Origin of the sequence: Candidatus Enterococcus leclercqii, from assembly GCF_009933135.1 — a bacterium.
Taxonomy (GTDB): domain Bacteria; phylum Bacillota; class Bacilli; order Lactobacillales; family Enterococcaceae; genus Enterococcus_C; species Enterococcus_C leclercqii.
The window spans coordinates 131,743-152,100 of sequence record NZ_MAEH01000017.1 but is presented as its reverse complement, the minus strand read 5'-3'; the positions used below and the strand labels follow the sequence as shown (position 1 = coordinate 152,100).

Genomic DNA, 20,358 nt, shown 5'->3' with positions numbered 1-20,358 from the left:
AGCGTTTAGTCACCGTCCTCCGAAGCAAAAAATACGCAAGGAGAACCCCAAAAGACACGTCACTTCCATTAAAAACAGTGGAAGTGACGTGTCTTTTCATTAGAAAGCAGATTGGAGAAATCAGTCAGTCAAACAAACGACATAGCGGTGGGGTCTATTCCTTTATTATGAAAAGAACCCTAGGATATCACTGGCATCAATTGTTTTCTGCAGTGGCTCGCATTATATAATTCATCAGAATATCTTCTGGATCCACTGCGGATTTGGTCAATGGCGGCGGTGTCGACAGTGGCTTGAGATCAAAGGTTTCCGGTGCCTCCAAGGGCAGCAGCTGAGTGGCTAATAACTGTCCACAGCTGACCAGATAAAGCTTTTTGGTCTTTCCGTCAGCCAGAGGCAGAGAAAAAAGCACCGCTGTTTGTTTCCGAAAAGACGCCCGCTGTTTGAGATAACGATGAAAATGTTGGGCCATTTCTAGCAGATGTTGGAGTTCCGCTGCATTTTCGAAGTTCAGTTGTTGGGCGCTGGCGGCAATCCGTGCTTGCAGGTCATCAAAAAAAGCAGTGGGTTCTCCTTGGAAAAACAGATGGACTTGATAAACCCGGTCTGTCAGTTGTTGTTGCGCCATATCCGGTAGTTGTCGCTTGACAGCTAGTTCTGTCAGATGGTTGATGCCTGGCAACAGGTAGGTATCCTGCAATACTTCCAATAAATGAGGAAGCTGTTTGTACTGCCGAAAAGGGCCTACAATACTCGGTGATTTCGCCTGCGCATCTGACAGCTGAAAAGTGGCAGAGGATACTTCTGAATCAGGAGGTAGCTTTTCTTGGAGAAGCTCGGCCCCATTTTTTGTTAAATGAATATAGGCGTAGTTGCGGTGATGATTCATCACCCGATTGTACAGTGGATGATGCTCTTGGATCAGGCGGCATTCCAGCAAAAGTGCATCCAACTCCGTATCAACGACGCGCCATTCCAAATCAGCGATGTTCCAAACCATTCGCTGCACTTTTTTGGAGTGCTGATTATTGTGCTGAAAATATGAACGAACACGATTTTTCAAATTTTTGGCTTTGCCTACGTAAAAGATTGCCCCGTGAGTATCCTTCATCAAGTAGATGCCCGGGAGTTCTGGCAATCGGCGTAGTTTGTCTTGTATAGTTTCCATGGATGAAAAATAACAGAAATCCACTCGGAAAACAAGCGCCGCCTTTTTGGAAAGAGGCCCCTTTCTGTTAGGAGCTTCAGGAAAAAATGCCGTGTTTACGATTGTTCCTAAATTAGCAAGCTTGACAGTATCAGCCTCTGAAATCTTTAACTGCGAACAGACAGACGGCAATCTTCCAGCCTTTTTAAGGGAAGATTGCCGTCTGTTGCTGGTTGTACATTGACCATTTTTAGTTGTTGCACTTAATTAGCTCACGGTGATACTACCACTTTTGCTAGTAGCAGTCAGGCTGAAGGTGGGGGCAGTGCCGATGGTCCCGGCCAACTGTTTCCGAGAAGAAAAACGATTGTGGATCTCGCCGCTGTGGTGGGTGCTGCCACTGCCAGATTTCAAGTCGAAATCATAGGATTGCTCAGGTGCCATCTGCAGACGAATACTGCCGGATTTCGTACCGATTTCCAGCTCTTCGGTCAGTGTTAACCGGCTGCCATTAATCGATCCGGAAGTTGTTTTTAACGTCCCGGAAGTCTGCAGCTCATCAAAATGCAGAGAGCCGCTGCGAGTGCTGCCGTCTATTTCACCAATTTTACTTTCATGAAGTTTTAAAGAGCCGCTCTTGGTAGCAGCAGTCAAATAGTCGGCGGTGACGGCGGCAATTTTGACGCTGCCGCTAGTCGCCGTTGCAGTCAATTCCTGAGAGCGACCATCAGATAGGCCGAGACTTCCGCTGGCAGTCGTTGCCCGCAGGTATTGTAAAGCAAATTTTTTGATGCGGATTGAACCGGAAGTCGCATTAACCTCAGCTTCTTCGGCCTGTATTTGCCGCAAATCCACACTGCCGCTAGTCGAAGAAACCGTCAGATAGCGGCTGTCTTGCTCTCGTAAAATCAGTGAACCAGCAGTCGTCGCCAGCTGAGTTTCCGCAAGCTCTGACAGACCGCCTAACCAGATGCGACCACTCGTAGTATTGATCTGGAGTGTTCCTGCAAAATGTTGTGGAACGTAAATGGTGAGCCAACTTTTCAGCTGCCAAGAAAAATGTGGTCGCGGGCCTTCCCGCAGAATTAGGTAGCCATCTTCTTGTTCACAATCAGAAAATAGGCTTTCATCTTGCTGATTGATTCGTTCGATAATCTGAAAGTTGTCGTCTTGGCTGGCAAATAGTGCCACGTTGGTTTGCGTAAAATGCTCCAACGACAACTCACTGATGGTGTCTCCTAAAACGTGATAGCGCTTATCAAAAAGGGTTTCTTTTTCCTGCATTTGCCACCAAGCGGCTTCCAGTTGGGCACTGTCCTTGATCCGGCCTTTTGCCAATAAGGGCTCGCCGATCATGTCGTCCACCATACCAAGAAGGTCGTTTTTCAAAGGATCAAAGTTTTCTTTCAGCTGTCGACCCAAGTCCCGCAAGTTACCAGCCAAATATTGCTGAAGGTCTGCATCTTCGGAATCTTCAAGCTGGATCGTTGCATTGCGGGCTTCATCTGTCCTTTCCGAATCCGCCGCTTTTGGTTGCATTGAAGTAGTCTGTTCTGCATGTTCTTCTTTTAATTGGGCCAAGGTGTCTTTTTTCAAAGGAGCCAACTGACTCAAAGGCTCCGTCAAATCACCGGCCTCTTGAAAGGCAGCGGCGACGGCAGCTTCCGGTGTTGCACCAGTCACTAGTCGATCCAAGACAGCCTCCTTCAAATCAGATTGAACTTCCAAATAAAATTCTCTGGTCTCTTCGTTTTCTTCAAAATGCTGGAAGATCTCTTCCAGTCGTGTTTGGATCAATTCTTCTGAGCGACTTGCCATTTTGTTTCCGCCTTTCTCTTTTGAGTGAAAAGTTACTTGTACCTGAACACAGCAGTGATAGCGACAGGGATTTTTTTCGTCTTAGTTGTGGAATAAAGAACCGCTTTCTTCTGATCTTGGTTAAAAATTCTCATAACTGAAGGCTAGCTAGTTTTTCAAATGGAAATTATTCGTCGGTTGTGGCAGCGGTTTGTGGTGCGAGTTTGCCAGTAATCAGCTGATCGAGAATTTGTTTAGCCACTTGCCAGTTGGCGACTTCTGCGGTCAACGTTTCTTGCCCTTGCGCAGTCAGGTGATAATATTTTCGCCGACCGCCTTTGGTCTGATCCCCCCAATAGCTCTCAATAGCCCCTTGTTTTTCTAAACGACGAAAGACGGTGTAAAGGGTGGCTTCATTGAGGTCATAGGCGCCGTCGCTGAGTTGGGTCACGGTTTTGGAAATGGCATAGCCGTAAGAATCTCCTTGACTGAGGATATTCAGCACGATGGTTTCTACGTGGCCGCGAATCATCTCCTTGGAAATTGTTTCGGTCATAGGTTCTCGTCCTTTCTGCTGAGACAGCAATCAGCTTTTGTTTGAATTAATTGTATCACACACTACTTTGTCGTACATAGTACTTTAGTATGAATAATAGTAGTTTTTTTCAAATTGCTTATTTTTGGAGGAGTCAGCTGATTTCTTTTCCCAGCTTGTGAAATTTGTTACCATTAATATGTGAAAACGATTGTATTTCAAGTGAAGGAAGTGCTGTGAAGAAAGCTGCAGCTGCCAGTGAGGAAAAAGGCGCAGAGACGGCGAGAAATGGGGAGAAGAGCGATGAAAATCCAAAAGTTTACCGGCGGCATAGATTTCGCGCCGTCAACATTGAAGCTAAAAGAACTTTTTCGATTGGAACCGGAGCTTTATGTTTATGAACCGATAGAAGTAATGATTCCATTTGACCAACACATCGGGGCACCTAATGAAGTTCAAGTAGCTGTGGGAGACCGTGTGCAGGCAGGGCAGATTATCGCGATGTCTGAAGCAGAAGTTTCTGGTCATGTCCATGCCTCAATCACCGGAGAAGTGACAGCCATTCGTGAAGTCCCTAACTTAGCCGGTGGCACTCAAACAGCAGTGGTCATTCGCCGAGAGCTATCTGCAAATCAAGAAATAGTACAGCAGCTAAGTCGCGAGACGACAATGGCAGAAAGAGTACGGGAAGCTGGTGTTGTAGGGCTGGGTGGGGCGACCTTTCCAACACATGTCAAACTAAAGCCGGCCGATCATGTGGATGTTCGCTTTGTCGTGTTAAATGGAGCGGAGTGTGAGCCATTTATCCATGCCGATGACTATCTCATGCAGCGAGAAGCCCAGAAAATTATCCGCGGAGGAGAGATTGCGCGGGAGCTTTTACATGCGGAAAAGATTCTAGTGGGGATTGAAGCGGATAAACCACTAGCCATTGCCGCTATGCAAAAAGCCAGTGCGAATATTGTAGATTGCGAAGTTCACGTTTTACCGATTCGTTATCCTCAAGGTGGGGAAAAGCAGCTTTTGGAAACTTTAATTGGTGCTGAGTCACCCATGGGAGGTCGGACAGTAGAAACGGGAGCTTATACGATGAATGTTGCCACCTCCAAAGCTTTAGCCGAGGCCGTCGATGATTATCGTCCGTTGACCAGACGCTATGTGACCATTACTGGTGACGTTGGCAGCCGACGAGTAGTGGAATTTCCGCTGGGCACCTGTGCCGGAGAATTGATTGCTTTTTGTGGTGGTTTTATCGGTGGACCGCCGATTCGCATCATTCATGGTGGACCGATGATGGGGCGGACTCTCCATGAGTTAGACACACCGCTAACAAAGGGTTCAAATGGATTGGTGGTTTTGAACCGAAGTCATGATCGCCTATTTACCGAAGAACCGTGTATTCGCTGCAATCGCTGTGTGGCCAGCTGTCCTATCCGTCTGGAGCCACAAAATATCGATCAAGCGATGCGAAGTGGTGAGCTGGTTCGCTGTGAACAACTACAAGCGGAGCAATGCATCAACTGCGGGTGTTGTAGTTATGTTTGTCCGTCTCGTCGACATTTGGCAGCCACAATCAATGAAGCCAAGCAAACCATCGGCAAGCTAAAGAAGGAGGCGGCAGAAAAATGAGTAAACTGGAAAAACAGGCAGTTTCTGAAGAACAGGCAGTGTCTATCCAGCAGTTAGCAGGAGAATGCAGTCAGCTGCAAACCGCGCCGAACCCGCATTTAACCGGAGATGTGTCAAGCCGTCGCATCATGGGAACTGTCACGTTAGCTTTGCTGCCAATCGGATTGTTATCGGGTTTTTGGTTCGGCTGGCGAGTGTATCTACTTTATATTCTGGCGGTGGGAACGGCACAGCTTTCGGAGATAATCTGGTTCAAGGTCCAAGGAAAAAAACTGACCTTTGATCTGAGTGCGGTGGTCACCGGATTGCTGTTGGCTATGAACCTGCCGCCTTCTGCACCTTGGTATTTTCCGGTAATCGGAGCGGCTTTCGCAATCGTCGTTGTCAAAGAGTTTTTTGGCGGCATCGGCTATAATTTTTTGAATCCCGCACTAGGAGGACGTGCCCTGTTAGTAGGTTTGTTCTTTGAAGAAATGTTTCGAATCAGCTGGCCAAATCCGCCTTTTAACAGAATTTCACCGGAAGCTGTGGAGCAGGCCACAATAGATGCCACGACCCATGCCACACCACTAGCTGCTATGAAAGCAGGCGAGCTGCCAACTGCCGAGACACTTTTGGACATGCTGGTGGGCAATACCGGTGGGCGAATCGGAGAAACATCGGCACTTTTGATTTTATTGGCAGCTATTTTTTTGATCTGGCAAAAAATCATCCGGGTTCATATTCCGCTAATAATGATCGCTGTGGTGGCAGTAGGGGCTTGGCTATTTGCTGAACCTGGGAATTTGGCTTCTTGGCAGACAGTAGTTGGCCACATTCTGGGAGGCGGGCTGCTATTGGGAGCTGTCTTTATGGCCACCGACTATTCCTCCAGTCCTTCTACGATAATAGGGGAATGCTTGTATGCCGCCGGTATTGGCCTGCTAGTAGTGATCCTGCGATTTTGGGGCCCTACGAATGAAGGAGTTAGCTATGCGATATTGATCATGAATTGTTGTGTGCCTTTGATTGATCGTCTGTTTCGGCGCCGGGTTCTGGGTGAACCAGGCAATTCTACGCTGAATATAAAGCTGGATAGATAGGGGAGAAACTTATGAATTTAGCGATTCGAATAGTTATGTTTCTTGGCATAGTGGCTATTGTGAATTTGACAGAAGAAAATGGTCGGCAAATTGGGGAACCAAATAAGATTAGTCGACTGTTACAAACCATTCTTTTGACAACAATGATTACTGTTGGTGCTGCTTGCGGGCTGCTGCTGTTTTTGTTACTACCACCGTCGTTTGTTTCCAACGGCAACGAACCAGTTATGGGACCTTTGCTTTTAGGCTTGACTACCGGCTGTTTTAGCTTGGCGACAGCAAAACTGCTGGGACGAACAACTTGGGCCCTTTTGTCGCAACGGCAATTGGTAGTCCTATTACCGATTCTGATTGTTTTGGCTTTGACTAGCGGCTTGCATCTGGCAGATGTGGGAGACAGTCTTTATCAAGGGGGCTTAAGTCTAGGTTTCTTTTGGCTTTGCGGCATTCTGTCTGCTGGTATTCAGGACCGACTGCGGATTGCACCAATTCCAAAACCGTTACAGGGCCTTCCAATTCAGCTGATTTTGCTATTTCTGATTTTTTTGAGTTTGTCCTTTTTCCGTGGCGTTTTCTTCGAGGAAATTTTCTGAAAGAGTCTGGCTGGGTTGCGAAATTTTCGCAGTTCGGCTAGACTTTCTTTGCGTAGAAAGTGAGGCAGCAGGAGATGGAAGAATTATTTTTAGGAATTGATGTGGGGACGACGGCAGTAAAACTGGGTGTTATCGAAGCCGGTCAGTTGCGCCATCACGGGCAGGCAGCGCTGGTCACGTATTCTGATTATGGGATAGATCGCTATCAAAAAGCTGCTGAGGTGTTAGCGGCAGTCAAGGAATTGATTGGTTTAATTCCAGAAACCTTCCGCAGTCGGATTACTGATATTGCCTTCAGTACGGCTATGCACAGCCTGTTGCCGCAGCCTCCGGAGATGCCCCTTACAGCCGGCAAGATTTTTCTCTGGTCGGATCGTCAGGCCGGACCTTTTATGGAAGAGTTTCGTAAAACACAACAAGCACAGGACTTTTACTTAGCTACTGGAACGCCAATTCATGCCATGTCAACTTTTGCTAAGATTGATTTTCTGCAAAAGACTGGTGCTTATCCGCAAGAAACCCGCTGGTTGGGGGTAAAAGAGCTATTGCTGACGACCTTTACTGGTGAAACAGTTATTGATGCCGCCACTGCTTCTGCCACGGGACTATATCAGTTAGCTAGTGGCAGCTGGGATGAAAAAATACTGGCCTATCTGGGAATCAAAAAGCCGCAGCTGGCTCGAATCGTAGACGGTTCAAAGGCGTTTACTATCACAGCGGACTTAGCAACAGAGCTGGGTCTGCCGCTGACAAGTAACGTGTACGCCGGCGCTAGTGATGGCTGTCTAGCAGCTTTTGCCGGCTATCACTACACAGGTATTGCTAATAGCTTAACGATTGGTACCAGTGCAGCAGTGCGAGTTTTGCGCAAAGAGCCAAAGTTGGATCCTGTCCGTCAAAACTTTTGTTATGTTTTGAATAAAGACTGGTTCGTCACTGGGGCGCCCTCCAACAATGGCGGCTGTGTCTTACAGTGGGCCGCTAACGTATTTTTCCCGCAAGCTCCGCAGCGCTTTTATCAGGAATTGCCGGAAATCCTGGCACAAACAGACGTCGGTTCAGACGGGGTCAGATTTGCACCTTTCATTAACGGGGAGCGGGCACCCTATTGGCGTACCGCGGTTACAGCTGGGTTTCAGGGACTGACCGTTGATACTAAACAGGCACAATTAATCAGAAGCGTCGTTGAAGGCCTATTGTTAAATGTCAACATACTGGCGGAAATGGCGGGTGTCACCGATGAGATCACTTTAAGCGGCGGTTTTTTCCAAACAACAGCTCTCACACAGCTGACTTTGGATATATTAGGCTGCCAAGGCGTTCTTTCTGAAGAAAACGAGCCTATTTTCGGCTTGTATGCTTGGCTGAAGGAAAAACCAACGCCACCTAAAAAATCTGGCACAGAACTGTCTTGGAATCCTGAAAACTATCAGAAGTATGCCAAACTCAGCGAGAATTATTTTGATTTTGTGTGAGACTCACCTATTTGGATTGCCGAATACAGCAAACACCCTGCCAGTCGTCTCATTACAGTGATGGCTGGCAGGGTATTTATCAAGAAATAGATGAGTAAAAATGGACCAGTAAGTTTGAAAGCAATGAAGAATTGGGTAATCAGTTAGCGACGGTTCTTAGCATATCAACTCTTTTAGTAATCAAGAAAAGCGGGAATCTTTAAAACTTCATATTGTGAAAATTGGACACCAACTGTTGAAAATAAGCCGGTTTGTAGGTATTCCTTGGCAGTCAAAACAAGAGGGGAAGCATTTTGTTCTGTCAAGCTATCTAGAGACAACCATACATAGCCTAAAGAATCTTGTCCCTCAAAGGAAAGAATTGGGGTAAAAGATGAGACATAGGCCGTGATCCGAAAGAAGACAGCTATGTGATTATTGTAGGTGAATTGTCGATAAATCCAGGGATACAGAAAGTTCTTGACGCCCAATTGCTGGAAGGCAGTTGCGTAGTAGCTGGTTTCTTCTGCAACTTCTCGAACCAGAGTGTCTTCTAACAATTCACCATCTTCCTGACTACCACCAGGAAGATCGTAACGATTGGTATAAGGACCACCTGTTTTTTTTATGACGAGTAACTGGTTGCTGTCATTATACAAAATACCGTAAACACCAAATGCAGTATGATAGATAGGCTTCATGGAAAATCTCCATTCAGGTAAGAATTTAAAAAGAAATGTTTATCGTAAAAGTCAATTGGAGGTCTGCAAAAAAAGCGCCGGTGAAAGTCCGGCGAGATGACCACTGGAGCATAGGAGTAGTGGAGGGAAAAATGAACGAATTCCTCGTTATCCATCAGTCTAGTTGCCGCTCTACAGCCTTCAACCGAGCGCTTTTCAATTTCTAATCAATCGTAATTGTCTTCCCTGGCTGATCAGCTAAGGTTTTTTTAGGTAGTGTCAGGTGCAACACGCCGTTTTTAAATGTTGCAGTGATTTTTTCTTCATCAATATTGCGGATGGTAAAAGTGCGTTGGAAACTGGCTGTAGAACGTTCCCGACGTAGGTAGCGGCCGTTTTCCTCTGAGTCTTCCAGCTCTTTTTTCTGAAAGGCTGCGATAGATAATTGATCATCGGCGTAGTGAACGGTGATATTTTCCTTTTCCACTCCGGGAAGATCAGCCGCGACTTCATAGCGATCGTCGTATTCTTTGATGTCGGTGGATATCTGCCGGTCTTGCCAGAAATTGTTCATGAGTTTGCCCATCAGTTCCTCGCTGTTGCTGCGTAGTGCGTTCAAATCGTCAAAATCTCTTGGAATCAAGTTTGCCATTGTCTATCCCTCGTTTCGTTAGTTTTACTTCAAATTCATTGTAAGGCGGATGGGGCAGGGAAATCAACTGATACGACGAGAAGGACAGCAAGAATCCGTTCATTAAGAGAACTACTAAAGAAAAAGCCAAACTAAAAACTAAGATTTTTTCACGAAAGATGCCAGATGCGGCGGTTTATGATAGAATCGAGGCAACGATTTTTGTTGGAAGAACGATAGCAAAGACAGGAAGTTTTTTGTATTTGCGGCGGTTGTTTCCTTTAGAAAGCAGGTGACAGGTTGGAGATCATAGAAAAAGCACCCGCCAAGATCAATCTGGGGCTAGATGTGCTACATAAGCGAGCCGATGGGTATCATGAGTTGGAGATGGTCATGTCCAGCGTGGATCTTGCAGATCGATTGACCATCACGGAACTTATGGAAGACAAGATTATCTTGGAGACCAATAAGGCTTTTTTGCCGGTAGATCGACGCAACAATGTTTATCAGGCAGTGGCCATGATGAAAAATCGATATGGTATCAAAACCGGTGTCAAAATTGATATCCAGAAAAATATCCCGGTAGCAGCGGGTTTAGGTGGGGGGAGTTCCGATACGGCAGCCGCTTTGCGAGGGCTGAATCGACTTTGGCAATTGGGACTATCAGAAGACGAATTGATTGCTATCGGCGTCGAAATCGGGACCGACGTACCTTATTGTCTTTATGGCCACACCGCTTTTATCGGTGGCAAAGGTGAACGGGTTCAATTGATTGATCCGATGCCGCAGTGTTGGGTGGTTTTGGTGAAACCCAAAATCAGCGTTTCTACTCGTACGGTATTTCCCGAAGTTGATGTGGAGAAGATTAGTCATCCGAATATCGGTGCGTTGCGGGCAGCTATCGAAGCTGACGATTACGAAGAAATGATACGGCAGATGGGCAACAGCTTAGAAGACATCACCATTCAACGACATCCTGTGATTCAGCAGATCAAAGACCGCATGCTAAAATATGGTGCGGATGCGGCTCTGATGAGTGGTAGCGGGCCAACTGTTTTTGCATTGTGTCGGCAGCATTCCCGAGCACAGCGGATCTACAATGCCCTGAAAGGCTTCTGTGAGGAAGTCTATCTAGTGCGGACGTTGAAGTAAATAGGAAGAAAAGACCTTTTCGAAGACGACTTGTTTCTGAGACCGGCAATAGCTGCAGGTTTTGTGAGCGAAGCTTGGTTTCGAAAGGGCTTTTTTTATTTGTGTCTACAAAAGTTAGTGTTGGTAAAAATTCTTCGTAAAACGACAGTTGTGTTATTGTTCATATGAATGGCGAATCCTATTACACCGGGGTTTATTCCGATTTACAATGAAAATTTCGTTTTAAATCGGAAGTTTTACGATTTCGGTTGACGGGTATTTTTTTCTCTGGTAAATTAATCCCTGCAGCAAATCGTAAAATTCCGATTTGTTTTGACGATGAGATGAAGAGATGAGGCGAATATAAATGAAGAAAGTTTTACTAGGAGCAGGGATTGTATTTAGCAGTTTATTATTGGCAGCGTGTGGTGGCGGCAAAACCACTTCAAGCAGCAACCCTGCGACAGGTGACGAAAAGATCAAAGTAGTGGCGACATTTTATCCAATGTACGATTTTGCCAAAGAAGTCGTTGGTGATGAAGGGGAGGTCTCGTTATTGATTCCGGCAGGGACTGAGCCCCATGATTACGAACCAAGCGCCAAAGACATGGCTGCTATCAGCGATGCCGATGTCCTCGTATACAATCTGGACGAATTTGAAACGTGGATGGACAATGTCAAAGATAACTTGAATAAAGACAAGACATTGGTGATTGAAGCCGGGGACGAGATTGATTTGTTGGCAGCTTCCGGTGATGGTCACGATCATGAGGAGGAAGAGGATCACGACCACGAAGCTGAAGAAAGTCACGATCATGAAGACGAACACGACCATGATGGCAAAGATCCCCATGTCTGGACGGACCCAGTGATGGCAATCAAAGAAGTTCAGGAAATTGCTAAAGAACTGGGGGAAAAATACCCTGAGAAAAAAGCAACCTTCGATCAGAATGCTGCCGCTTACGTTGCTAAGCTGGAAAAACTGGATGCTGACTATCAGGCAGCCTTCAAAGATGCTAAAAACAAGACATTTCTGGTACAACATGCGGCATTTGGCTATTTGGCTCACCAATACGGACTGACCCAAGAATCCATTGCGGGTATCTCACCAGATCAGGAGCCAACGCCGGCACGATTAGCTGAATTGAAGCACTTTGTTGAAGATCATGGCGTTTCGGTGATTTATTTTGAAGAAAATGCCAATTCTAAAGTTGCTGAGACCCTTTCCAACGAAACAGGCGTCAAATTGTCAGTCCTCAATCCGCTGGAAAGCTTGACCAACGAGCAGATGAAAGCTGGCGAAAATTATCTTTCGGTTATGGAAGACAATCTGAAAGCTCTAAAAGAAAGTATCAAGTAAGTAATTCTGCTCCAGTGCTTGTCTACGATCCGGACTTTGCACAAACTGAGGGAATAATGATACACTCAAAGAACCACAGCCTAAGAGGGGCTTTGGTTCTTTGCCACGTTTTAAGGAACACTGATGACATAGAAGCAGGCTGTAAAAAAGTACAGCTGATTTGAAAGAAAAGAGGCAATGCATTGCAGTATATCAATGTTTCGGACCTGACTTTTTATTATGATGATGAGCCGGTCTTAGAAGATATTTCATACCAAGTGAATGCCGGTGAATTTGTGATTTTGACCGGGGAAAATGGCGCCGCTAAGTCGACTTTGATCAAAGCGACTCTGGGACTCTTGAAACCCGCCAAAGGAACAGTGACATTGGCAAAAACCAATACAGAAGGCAAAAAAATCAGTATCGGCTATATCCCCCAGCAGGTAGCATCCTTTAATGCCGGCTTTCCCAGCACTGTATTGGAGTTGGTGCAGTCAGGCCGTTACCCGCGGGATCGCTGGTTTAAGCGTCTGTCTACAAAAGACCACGAGCACGTAAAACGAGCATTGGATGCAGTAGGAATGTGGGAAATGCGAAACAAGCGCATCGGTGAACTCTCGGGGGGACAAAAACAACGAATCAGCCTGGCGCGAATCTTTGCGACGGATCCAGACTTGTTTATCTTGGATGAACCAACGACAGGAATGGATGAGGAAAGTCGTAAAAAGTTTTACCGTTTGTTACAGCACAATGCCCATGATCATGGTAAGGGAATCTTAATGATTACCCATGACCACGAAGATATCAAAGAATACGCTGACCGACAAATTCGGTTGGTGCGAAAGGAGGATTCTCCATGGCGTTGTTTTCATATGAATTCATGATTAAAGCTCTTTGGGCGGCAGTTTTTATTGCTGGTATCGCGCCGATGTTGGGCGTCTTTCTGGTGATTCGGCGGCAGTCTTTGATGGCCGATACCTTGTCCCATGTTTCATTGGCAGGGGTGGCTCTGGGCTTTTTCCTGAACCTCAATCCCAGCTTGACGACATTGATTGTTGTGGTAATTGCAGCGATTTTGATGGAATATCTGCGCTCCATGTATCGCACCTACTCAGAAATCTCTATCGCAATCTTGATGGCGGGGGGCTTGGCCTTAGCACTGGTTTTGATGAACCTTTCTAAAGGCAGCTCTGCCACCAGTATTCAGTCTTATCTCTTTGGTTCCATCGTGACGATCACCACTCAGCAGGTTGTAACTTTAGGCGTCTTATTCGCGTTGACAGCTATCTTGTTTGCCTTGTTTAAGCGCCCGATGTATGTACTGACTTTTGATGAAGATACTGCCCATGTAGACGGATTACCGGTACGTTGGATGTCTATGGCATTCAATGTCTTGACCGGTGTCGCTATCGCCGTGATGATTCCAATCGCAGGAGCACTGCTGATTTCAGCAATTATGGTTTTGCCGGCAGCGATCAGTATGCGGATTGGAAAAAGTTTCAACACAGTCATCGTGATCAGTATTATCGTTGGCTTGATTGGCATGATCAGCGGCCTAATTAGTTCCTTTTATCTGAATTCACCACCAGCTGCGACGATTACCCTGGTCTTTATCGCTTTGTTTTTGATAGTGAACCTAGTCAAACGTGTGGTCATTGGAGTTCAGCGAGGACGGCGGTTGAACTGACTTTGTAAAAAATTCTATAGTTCACAAAAGCCTTTCGAAACTTGTCTTTCGAGAGGCTTTTTTGTGTGCTCTCACAAAAAATGAATGTAACAATTAATTAACTAGTGATTTTGTTGTTTTTACCTGCGAATAGTTGTTTTGTGAAGGTGTTTTAATGTTATTTAACGTTATTTGAATTCACTTTTTTAAACAAAAAGAGCTGAGAAAATACAATGATATATAATCTTTTTCTGATTCTCACATAATGTTCATAGAGCAGAGTAAAATTCTACTTTTGTGACGATTTATAAAATTGTGAATCTATATTAACCTTTGATAGTTACTTGGATAATCACTTTTTTAATGGGGATTTATATTTAATAGTCATCAATATACGTATTATTTATTTTCTTTTTTGAATAAAAATATAGGGGTGCGTGATACAATTTAGGGGGAAGCGAGTAGGTGTGAAGAAAAACGTACTCGGCTTTTTTCGTACCGTTGTGAAGTTTTTGGTTTCTAACATGCACTGGGCCTTGGTTGGGCAACTGTCATATTACAAGTATTTTGATTTTGTACAGTGTAGTTATGTAACGTAAATAAGGAGGAAACAAATGAAAAGAAAAGATTATCGCAAAATGATTGAAACTCGTGCAAAACAAAAAAAGCGAGCGAAGATGCTGGTCTGTGGGACGATGTTGGCAGCACCACTTTTGATGACATTACCAAATGGGATTGTCGCTAATGCAGAGATCGCAGCTTATGGTGCAAATGTAGAGGCGGAAGGTTATGTAGTATTGGATGATATTACAATTCCAATCCCGGCTGGTGGGACGGTGACTTTTACTGGGGGTACGGGAAATCGCCAAATTGTAATCAACGGACAGAACTATAGCTTGGAAGCAGCTAAAGTAATCGAAATTAATAATGCATCAATTACTGACATTGCTAGTTTGGACTATCTAGACAATGCCGAGACTATCAAAGTTACCAATTGTACTTTTGCTGCTGAGGCAGATTTCAGCTATAACACGAAGCTAACAACACTGGAAGTTTCCGGCTGTGAGTTCAATCGGATTGTGGATATTGTTGGGAATACCAATCTTTCTGCAGCTAATTTCGATGATTGTGATTTTGTCAATCGTGATAGCATAACTGAATATGCCGTTCACGCGAATTCGAACAAAACGGGTTTTGACTTATATTTGAATGAGTGTCGTTACGCCGGCAGCAACATCCCGGGTAATAATAGTACAATCCATAATATCCAAGGAACAACTCACTTCAGCCAAGACGAAACACCAACAGATGTCGGACCGAGTGCATTTGTTGAAAAAGGGACCATCACAGTGGACGGGGTTGACTATAATGTCTTTGGCAAGAAAATTTGGTCTTCTTTTAGCGGTAATAAATTAATTGTACGGGAAAACAATTCTGTTGGGACGGTTCTAATCAGTGTCGATGCGCCTCAAAGCATTGTGTACGATGGTGTTCGAGGAAATTTGGTAGATGTCAATGGACTGGAATCTTTAACGTCATTAGTGATTAAAGATTCCTATTTTGATAATTATTTGGCCGCGGGATCAGGCTCTTTGGTTGAGTGCGAAGTCTCCAATACTTATTTTGGCCAATATATTCACGTCAGATGGAATCCAGGGTTGAGTAATATCGTTGTCGATCATGTCTTTACCGGACAATATATCACGATTAACGACAATGGGTATGAAGACACATCAATCTCAATCAGCAATACCTATGCTAGTTCTTATATTGATTTGGCCATGGGAAAAGGGAAATTTGCGCTGAAGAATACTTCCACTAACAGTTACTTGGTCTATAACCATAATGGTGATTCAAATGTAATTGATATTCCAGACGGAGATGCGGATGCCGACGCTGACGCGGATGCTGACGCTGATGCCGACGCTGACGCGGATGCTGACGCCGACGCTGACGCGGATGCCGATGCCGATGCGGACGCTGACGCGGATGCCGATGCCGATGCTGACGCGGATGCGGATGCGGATGCCGATGCGGATGCCGATGCGGATGCCGACGCAGATGCTGATGCGGATGCGGATGCGGACGCCGACGCAGATGCGGATGCCGATGCGGACGCCGATGCTGACGCTGATGCTGACGCCGACGCTGATGCCGATGCCGACGCGGATGCGGATGCTGACGCCGATGCGGATGCTGACGCGGATGCGGATGCCGATGCGGATGCCGACGCAGATGCTGATGCGGATGCCGACGCGGATGCTGACGCGGATGCTGACGCGGATGCTGATGCTGATGCCGACGCAGATGCTGATGCTGACGCCGATGCGGATGCAGATGCTGACGCCGATGCGGATGCCGATGCGGATGCCGACGCAGATGCGGATGCGGATGCTGACGCCGATGCTGACGCTGATGCTGACGCCGACGCTGATGCTGACGCCGATTCAGATGCTGATGCCGATGCCGACGCGGATGCAGATTCAGATGCTGATGCTGACGCCGACGCCGATTCAGATTCAGATGCGGATGGGAATACCAATATTACAAATAATATTACGAACAACACGGACAACAGTACGACCATAAATAATACTGACAATAGCACCAACACCAACAATACTGACAACCATTACTACAATAAAGCAGGTGGGGGGGCCCCAACAGCAAGCAAGTCTGCTAGCTTGCCAAAAGCTGGTGCTGTTGCTGATCCAAGTATGGCAGCGATGGGGGTAGGTGCAATTCTGACAAGTCTAGGGCTGTTCAAAAAACGTAATAGAAGAAAATAAGCGGCTTCTATTTTGAGGCACAAGGGTGACTGGGAATATTTTCAGTCACCCTTCAGTCACTACCGGAAAAAAGCAGGGCACACCAAAAATCTAGTTTTTCAAGTTAGTGAAGAATAGTGATTGTCCTTGGAGATTCGGCGGCTCCGCAAACGACTGTCAAATAGGGAGTGAAGAAAGATGGAAAAAAGCAAACGCCGACTATTGGAAGAAATCAAGGAGTTTTTACGAGACAAAGAACTGTCAAATACCAAAGAAACGGTCCTGTTCGTAACTGTATGTAGCCAAAATAAGCGCGGAGATGTCTGGTCTACCAGTGGGCCGGATTTTGAGCGGACTTGGCAAAAGCTGCTGCGCTATTTGGACAGGTATCGGCCGTTGCCCCGGTGGCTAAAAATTGACATCAAAACGGGCAGTGAACGGATTCCAGCCTCAGAAGGAATCCGACGTTTTGCCAGAGTGAAACGTAATAACTATTTTCAATTTGGTGTTTCCTTTAAGAAAGATGGCAGTTGTTGTTTTTTACCAGAAGAAATCAGCGGAAATGCGTTACTAACCCCGGTGAAAGAACATAAAGTCGGCGAAAATCCTGCTCGACTACAGTTGAATGCCATCAATATCCGCGGCTATCTCAAACGGCGATATCAGCGAATCATTCCGAATCCATTAGCCTATTTTGATGATACTTGGGAATTTTTCGAAACGACCGGAGTTTTTATCGAGGCGGGTCACTGGCTACCTTTGGAAACGGATTTCTTTGGCAGAGGGATGCGACAGATTACAAAAGAAAATCAACTGGAACAATTGGCGGTGGCAATTCAGCGAGGTACGGACTATCTTTTTGAGCAGATTCATTCAGAGGGCTCCTTTTGCTATGGTTATTATCCGGCTTATGATAAACAACTGCCCGGTTACAACAGTGTCCGCCATTTTTCTAGCCTTTATGCGTTGTTAGAAGCAACAGAGTACCTGGCATCAGATACTGCGGCGGAACTCGACCTCGAGCAGTTAACCAAAATCGAAAGTGCATTGGATTGGGGTTTAGAACACCTTTGCGTGGAAAAAGAGGGCCATTTGTTTATCGCAGAAAGGGTCAAACAGGAAGTTGAGTTGAAACTGGGGGCACAGGCCATCGCGATTTTAGCTTTGGCTAAATATGAGGCAGTGACAGGCTATGATTTTTACCACCCGATCCTTTTGAATTTACTGGAAGGACTGCAAGTGTTTATCGACGAACAAGGACGAACAACCCACGTTTTGACCGAGAGCCTACAAGTCAAAGAAAAATTTCGAATTGTATATTACGATGGTGAGGCACTCTTTGCGCTGATGCGGGCGTATCCCTTGACGAAAGATTCTCGTTGGTTGAAGCTGGGGGAGCTGCTGATGGATCGTTATGTAAGAGAAGGCTATGAGCGGTATCATGATCATTGGCTCAGTTATTCTGTCAATGAGTTGACTCGTTACGTACCAAAGCAGGAATATTTCCGCTTTGGGGTGAAAAATGCTCTGGAAAATCTGACTTTCATGGAGAACAGAGACACGGCTTATCCGACTTTTTTGGAACTGCTGTGTGCGGCTGAGCGAATGTTTGATCGAATCCAGGAGACAGAGGGGCAAGACGAGTTGTTTTCAAAAGCAGAATACCATCAATTACAAAAAGTGCAGGAAAAGCGGGCGCTGCACGAAATGCGTACAGGTATTATGTGGCCGGAATATGCGATGTATTTCGCCAAACCAGAGACAATTGCGTATGGATTTTATGCTCGACATGATCGAATGCGGATGCGAATTGATGATGCCGAGCACTTTCTTTCCGGCTTGATCAATTACAGCCTATTGCGACGAAAAGCAGCTGTGAAAGAAGCTGGTGGTTCACTTGTCACTGAAGTAAAAACAGGAGAGCCAGCTGGTACGCTACAGCCAGTAACGTCTATCTCGTCAGTAACTGCACCAGTAACCGGGCTAAAAAAGGCCGATTTTCAGCAATTTAATGGCGTGTTTTTTGATGAGGGCCATATGTCTTTCAAAGAGATCACTGATTTTGAATATTTTCCGGCGGATGTGAAGCAGATCAATCTACAACGGGCTTTTCTCGACCTGTCTGATGAACGCATTGAAAAAATTACAGGTAAGGCTGTCAAATGGCAACATCGAGAACAGTTCATCCGCCAAAATCATGAAAAATTTGGCTTATTGGTGACAGAACGACCAATTGAAAGTCTAAGAGATAAATTGCCTCAGTTCATTGTTCCTGATGTCTGGGAATTTATGTACGAGGTAGCTGCTTTTCTAAGAAGCGAGTTTACTGGACCAGTAATCGGTATTACCGGTTCAGTGGGGAAAAGTTCGGTGCGACTGATGCTAGAGCAGTTACTGAAACCAGAATATCGGATTTTGAGCAACAGAGGCAATCATAATACCCGCTTGGCGATTCCGCTGTATCTGTTAAAGTTGGCTCAAAATCCGGAAATAGCGCTGTTGGAAATCTCATTGAATGCATTGAATAGCCGAGATCGCGGGCCGCAGAGTTTGCTTGTTGAACCAACGATTGCTATCTTGACTTCTGTGGATTTTGCTCACGTTCGCGGGGTTCAGGACTTACATGTCATTGCGCAAATCAAAAGTCGAATTTTTGCAGGACTTGTACCAGGGGGCACTGCCATCATAAACGGTGACATTGATTCGACGCTACTGGAATCTATCCTTTTTGAAGCTGGAAAGACAACAGGACAGTTGCTAACTTACAGCATGTCGGGAAAATCTGATGCTGACTTATATCTGGTCCAAAGAAAGACACTAAAGGAATTGACAGAGGTGACTGTGGCATATCGGGGCATCCGTTACACGTATCAATTGTCTCTTGCCAGCGATGGAATGATTGAAAATTCAATGGCGGCTTTTCTCACCTTGTGCAGTCTGGGTCTGGATCCACAACGATACATGGAGCGGTTACAGACTTTCAAAAGCCTGCCAAAAGTTATGGAGAAGCACAGCGGTCGTTTAGCAGGAAAACAAGTGACAATCATTGATGACACCCATAATGCAGCAATTCCTTCAATGGTTAATGGGATTAGGGCCTTTGCCCAACAGACTGTCTATTATAGTGGAAGGAAAATCTTGGTATTGGGACAAGTAGCGGATTTGGGTGAACATACAGAAAAGCTGCATGAAGAATTGGTCCCAATTATTGATACTTCAGGTGCAGATCTACTTTTGGCTTACGGGTCAGCGATGGAAGTGGTGGTCGCCAAAACCAGGATTCCGGCGGATTGGTTTTCGGATATGGACAGTTATGTAGCGAGAGTTTTAGAAGAAGTCACGGATCAGAGTTTACTTTTATTGAAGGGTTCTGTTTCAGGAAGTGATTACCATAAAATCAGTGAAAGGTTGTTGAAGCGCTTAGTCACGGAGCCAGTCGTAGCCCGAGTGTGAGAAAGGAGAGATGGCGGTGTCAGATATCAGTGAAAGGTTATTGTATGTCTTGAGTCATGTAAATCTTCGTCGCGTTGCCTTAATCTTGTTTCTATTGATGACTTCAGCTGCTTTCATCTACCAGCGATTCACCCGCAGAAAAAGGAAACAAGAGGAAAGCTTCCCCGAATACGAGCAAAATGAGGAAGGCTTATATCCTTGGGAAGTAGATACGGATGATTCACCAAAGCGGATCGCCAAAGATGCAAAACGTTACATCAATCAGCATCAACCCCGACGAGGACGATGGTAAAAGGCAAACGTTTGAGTAAAATGAATCTAGACGAAAGATCCGGTAACTAAATGTTGCTGGATCTTTCTTTGGTGAAGCCTGCAACTATTATTTTTCAAGGAATAGTTGTGTAAGGAAATCAAGCAATGCTCAAGGCGAATTACCGAACTATTTCTTATAAA

General features: G+C 45.6%; 16 protein-coding genes. 11 read left to right on the top strand and 5 right to left on the bottom strand.

Going from position 1 to position 20,358, the window contains the following annotated elements; translation table 11 throughout:
- Positions 1 to 196: 196 nt before the first annotated feature.
- The 3 genes from BAU14_RS11880 to BAU14_RS11870 form a co-directional block, all read right to left on the bottom strand.
- Complete coding sequence (locus tag BAU14_RS11880) at positions 197 to 1,168, bottom strand: GIY-YIG nuclease family protein (protein WP_161900327.1); 972 nt, start codon at positions 1,166 to 1,168, stop codon at positions 197 to 199.
- Between the two features lie 246 nt (positions 1,169 to 1,414).
- Positions 1,415 to 2,965: a DUF4097 family beta strand repeat-containing protein gene (locus BAU14_RS11875; RefSeq protein WP_161900326.1), complete on the bottom strand. Its 1,551-nt coding sequence runs from the start codon at positions 2,963 to 2,965 to the stop codon at positions 1,415 to 1,417.
- A 166-nt stretch (positions 2,966 to 3,131) separates the two neighbouring features.
- The gene (locus tag BAU14_RS11870; RefSeq protein ID WP_161900325.1) at positions 3,132 to 3,500 is read right to left on the bottom strand and encodes a PadR family transcriptional regulator; all 369 of its coding nucleotides are present in this window, start codon (positions 3,498 to 3,500) and stop codon (positions 3,132 to 3,134) included.
- 282 nt (positions 3,501 to 3,782) lie between these two features.
- Between BAU14_RS11870 and rsxC the strand changes: the two genes are divergently transcribed.
- The 4 genes from rsxC (at position 3,783) to BAU14_RS11850 (ending at position 8,258) form a co-directional block, all read left to right on the top strand.
- Complete coding sequence (gene rsxC, locus BAU14_RS11865) at positions 3,783 to 5,108, top strand: electron transport complex subunit RsxC (RefSeq protein ID WP_161900324.1); 1,326 nt, start codon at positions 3,783 to 3,785, stop codon at positions 5,106 to 5,108.
- A complete protein-coding gene (locus BAU14_RS11860; RefSeq protein WP_161900323.1) occupies positions 5,105 to 6,190 on the top strand; it encodes an RnfABCDGE type electron transport complex subunit D in 1,086 nt (361 codons plus the stop codon). The genes rsxC and BAU14_RS11860 overlap by 4 nt, the downstream gene beginning before the upstream one ends.
- A gap of 11 nt (positions 6,191 to 6,201) precedes the next feature.
- Positions 6,202 to 6,783, top strand: coding sequence for a hypothetical protein (locus BAU14_RS11855; protein WP_161900322.1), 582 nt, complete (start codon positions 6,202 to 6,204; stop codon positions 6,781 to 6,783).
- 74 nt (positions 6,784 to 6,857) lie between these two features.
- The gene (locus tag BAU14_RS11850) at positions 6,858 to 8,258 is read left to right on the top strand and encodes a gluconokinase (RefSeq protein WP_161900321.1); all 1,401 of its coding nucleotides are present in this window, start codon (positions 6,858 to 6,860) and stop codon (positions 8,256 to 8,258) included.
- A 173-nt stretch (positions 8,259 to 8,431) separates the two neighbouring features.
- Here BAU14_RS11850 and BAU14_RS11845 read toward each other — a convergent pair whose 3' ends face one another.
- Complete coding sequence (locus BAU14_RS11845; RefSeq protein WP_202622224.1) at positions 8,432 to 8,938, bottom strand: NUDIX hydrolase; 507 nt, start codon at positions 8,936 to 8,938, stop codon at positions 8,432 to 8,434.
- A gap of 202 nt (positions 8,939 to 9,140) precedes the next feature.
- The gene (locus BAU14_RS11840; RefSeq protein ID WP_161900320.1) at positions 9,141 to 9,569 is read right to left on the bottom strand and encodes an Hsp20/alpha crystallin family protein; all 429 of its coding nucleotides are present in this window, start codon (positions 9,567 to 9,569) and stop codon (positions 9,141 to 9,143) included.
- Between the two features lie 279 nt (positions 9,570 to 9,848).
- On the opposite strand from BAU14_RS11840, the gene ispE reads away from it, so the two are divergent.
- The 7 genes from ispE to BAU14_RS11805 all read left to right on the top strand — a co-directional run bounded on the left by ispE (position 9,849) and on the right by BAU14_RS11805 (position 20,197).
- Positions 9,849 to 10,700, top strand: coding sequence for a 4-(cytidine 5'-diphospho)-2-C-methyl-D-erythritol kinase (ispE, locus tag BAU14_RS11835; protein WP_161900319.1), 852 nt, complete (start codon positions 9,849 to 9,851; stop codon positions 10,698 to 10,700).
- Between the two features lie 346 nt (positions 10,701 to 11,046).
- On the top strand, positions 11,047 to 12,039 hold the full coding sequence (locus tag BAU14_RS11830) for a metal ABC transporter substrate-binding protein (RefSeq protein WP_161900318.1): 993 nt from the start codon (positions 11,047 to 11,049) through the stop codon (positions 12,037 to 12,039).
- A 182-nt stretch (positions 12,040 to 12,221) separates the two neighbouring features.
- Positions 12,222 to 12,902: a metal ABC transporter ATP-binding protein gene (locus BAU14_RS11825; protein WP_161900317.1), complete on the top strand. Its 681-nt coding sequence runs from the start codon at positions 12,222 to 12,224 to the stop codon at positions 12,900 to 12,902.
- The gene (locus BAU14_RS11820) at positions 12,875 to 13,705 is read left to right on the top strand and encodes a metal ABC transporter permease (RefSeq protein ID WP_161900316.1); all 831 of its coding nucleotides are present in this window, start codon (positions 12,875 to 12,877) and stop codon (positions 13,703 to 13,705) included. Before BAU14_RS11825 ends, BAU14_RS11820 begins: the two co-directional genes overlap by 28 nt.
- 593 nt (positions 13,706 to 14,298) lie before the next feature.
- Positions 14,299 to 16,473 carry an LPXTG cell wall anchor domain-containing protein gene (locus BAU14_RS14280; protein WP_202622223.1) on the top strand — a complete coding sequence of 725 codons (2,175 nt, stop codon included), beginning with the start codon at positions 14,299 to 14,301 and terminating at the stop codon, positions 16,471 to 16,473.
- Between the two features lie 177 nt (positions 16,474 to 16,650).
- Positions 16,651 to 19,905, top strand: a complete 3,255-nt coding sequence (locus BAU14_RS11810; protein WP_161900315.1) for a Mur ligase family protein — start codon at positions 16,651 to 16,653, stop codon at positions 19,903 to 19,905.
- Between the two features lie 16 nt (positions 19,906 to 19,921).
- Positions 19,922 to 20,197: a hypothetical protein gene (locus BAU14_RS11805; RefSeq protein WP_237580464.1), complete on the top strand. Its 276-nt coding sequence runs from the start codon at positions 19,922 to 19,924 to the stop codon at positions 20,195 to 20,197.
- The last annotated feature ends 161 nt before the right edge of the window (positions 20,198 to 20,358 follow it).

Bases quoted from the DNA above. Each gene is read 5' to 3' on its own strand.
- BAU14_RS11880 (WP_161900327.1), bottom strand. From the start codon at position 1,168: ATGGAAACTATACAAGACAAACTACGCCGATTGCCAGAACTCCCGGGC.
- BAU14_RS11875 (WP_161900326.1), bottom strand. From the start codon at position 2,965: ATGGCAAGTCGCTCAGAAGAATTGATCCAAACACGACTGGAAGAGATC.
- BAU14_RS11870 (WP_161900325.1), bottom strand. From the start codon at position 3,500: ATGACCGAAACAATTTCCAAGGAGATGATTCGCGGCCACGTAGAAACC.
- rsxC (WP_161900324.1), top strand. From the start codon at position 3,783: ATGAAAATCCAAAAGTTTACCGGCGGCATAGATTTCGCGCCGTCAACA.
- BAU14_RS11860 (WP_161900323.1), top strand. From the start codon at position 5,105: ATGAGTAAACTGGAAAAACAGGCAGTTTCTGAAGAACAGGCAGTGTCT.
- BAU14_RS11855 (WP_161900322.1), top strand. From the start codon at position 6,202: ATGAATTTAGCGATTCGAATAGTTATGTTTCTTGGCATAGTGGCTATT.
- BAU14_RS11850 (WP_161900321.1), top strand. From the start codon at position 6,858: ATGGAAGAATTATTTTTAGGAATTGATGTGGGGACGACGGCAGTAAAA.
- BAU14_RS11845 (WP_202622224.1), bottom strand. From the start codon at position 8,938: ATGAAGCCTATCTATCATACTGCATTTGGTGTTTACGGTATTTTGTAT.
- BAU14_RS11840 (WP_161900320.1), bottom strand. From the start codon at position 9,569: ATGGCAAACTTGATTCCAAGAGATTTTGACGATTTGAACGCACTACGC.
- BAU14_RS11830 (WP_161900318.1), top strand. From the start codon at position 11,047: ATGAAGAAAGTTTTACTAGGAGCAGGGATTGTATTTAGCAGTTTATTA.
- BAU14_RS11820 (WP_161900316.1), top strand. From the start codon at position 12,875: ATGGCGTTGTTTTCATATGAATTCATGATTAAAGCTCTTTGGGCGGCA.
- BAU14_RS14280 (WP_202622223.1), top strand. From the start codon at position 14,299: ATGAAAAGAAAAGATTATCGCAAAATGATTGAAACTCGTGCAAAACAA.
- BAU14_RS11810 (WP_161900315.1), top strand. From the start codon at position 16,651: ATGGAAAAAAGCAAACGCCGACTATTGGAAGAAATCAAGGAGTTTTTA.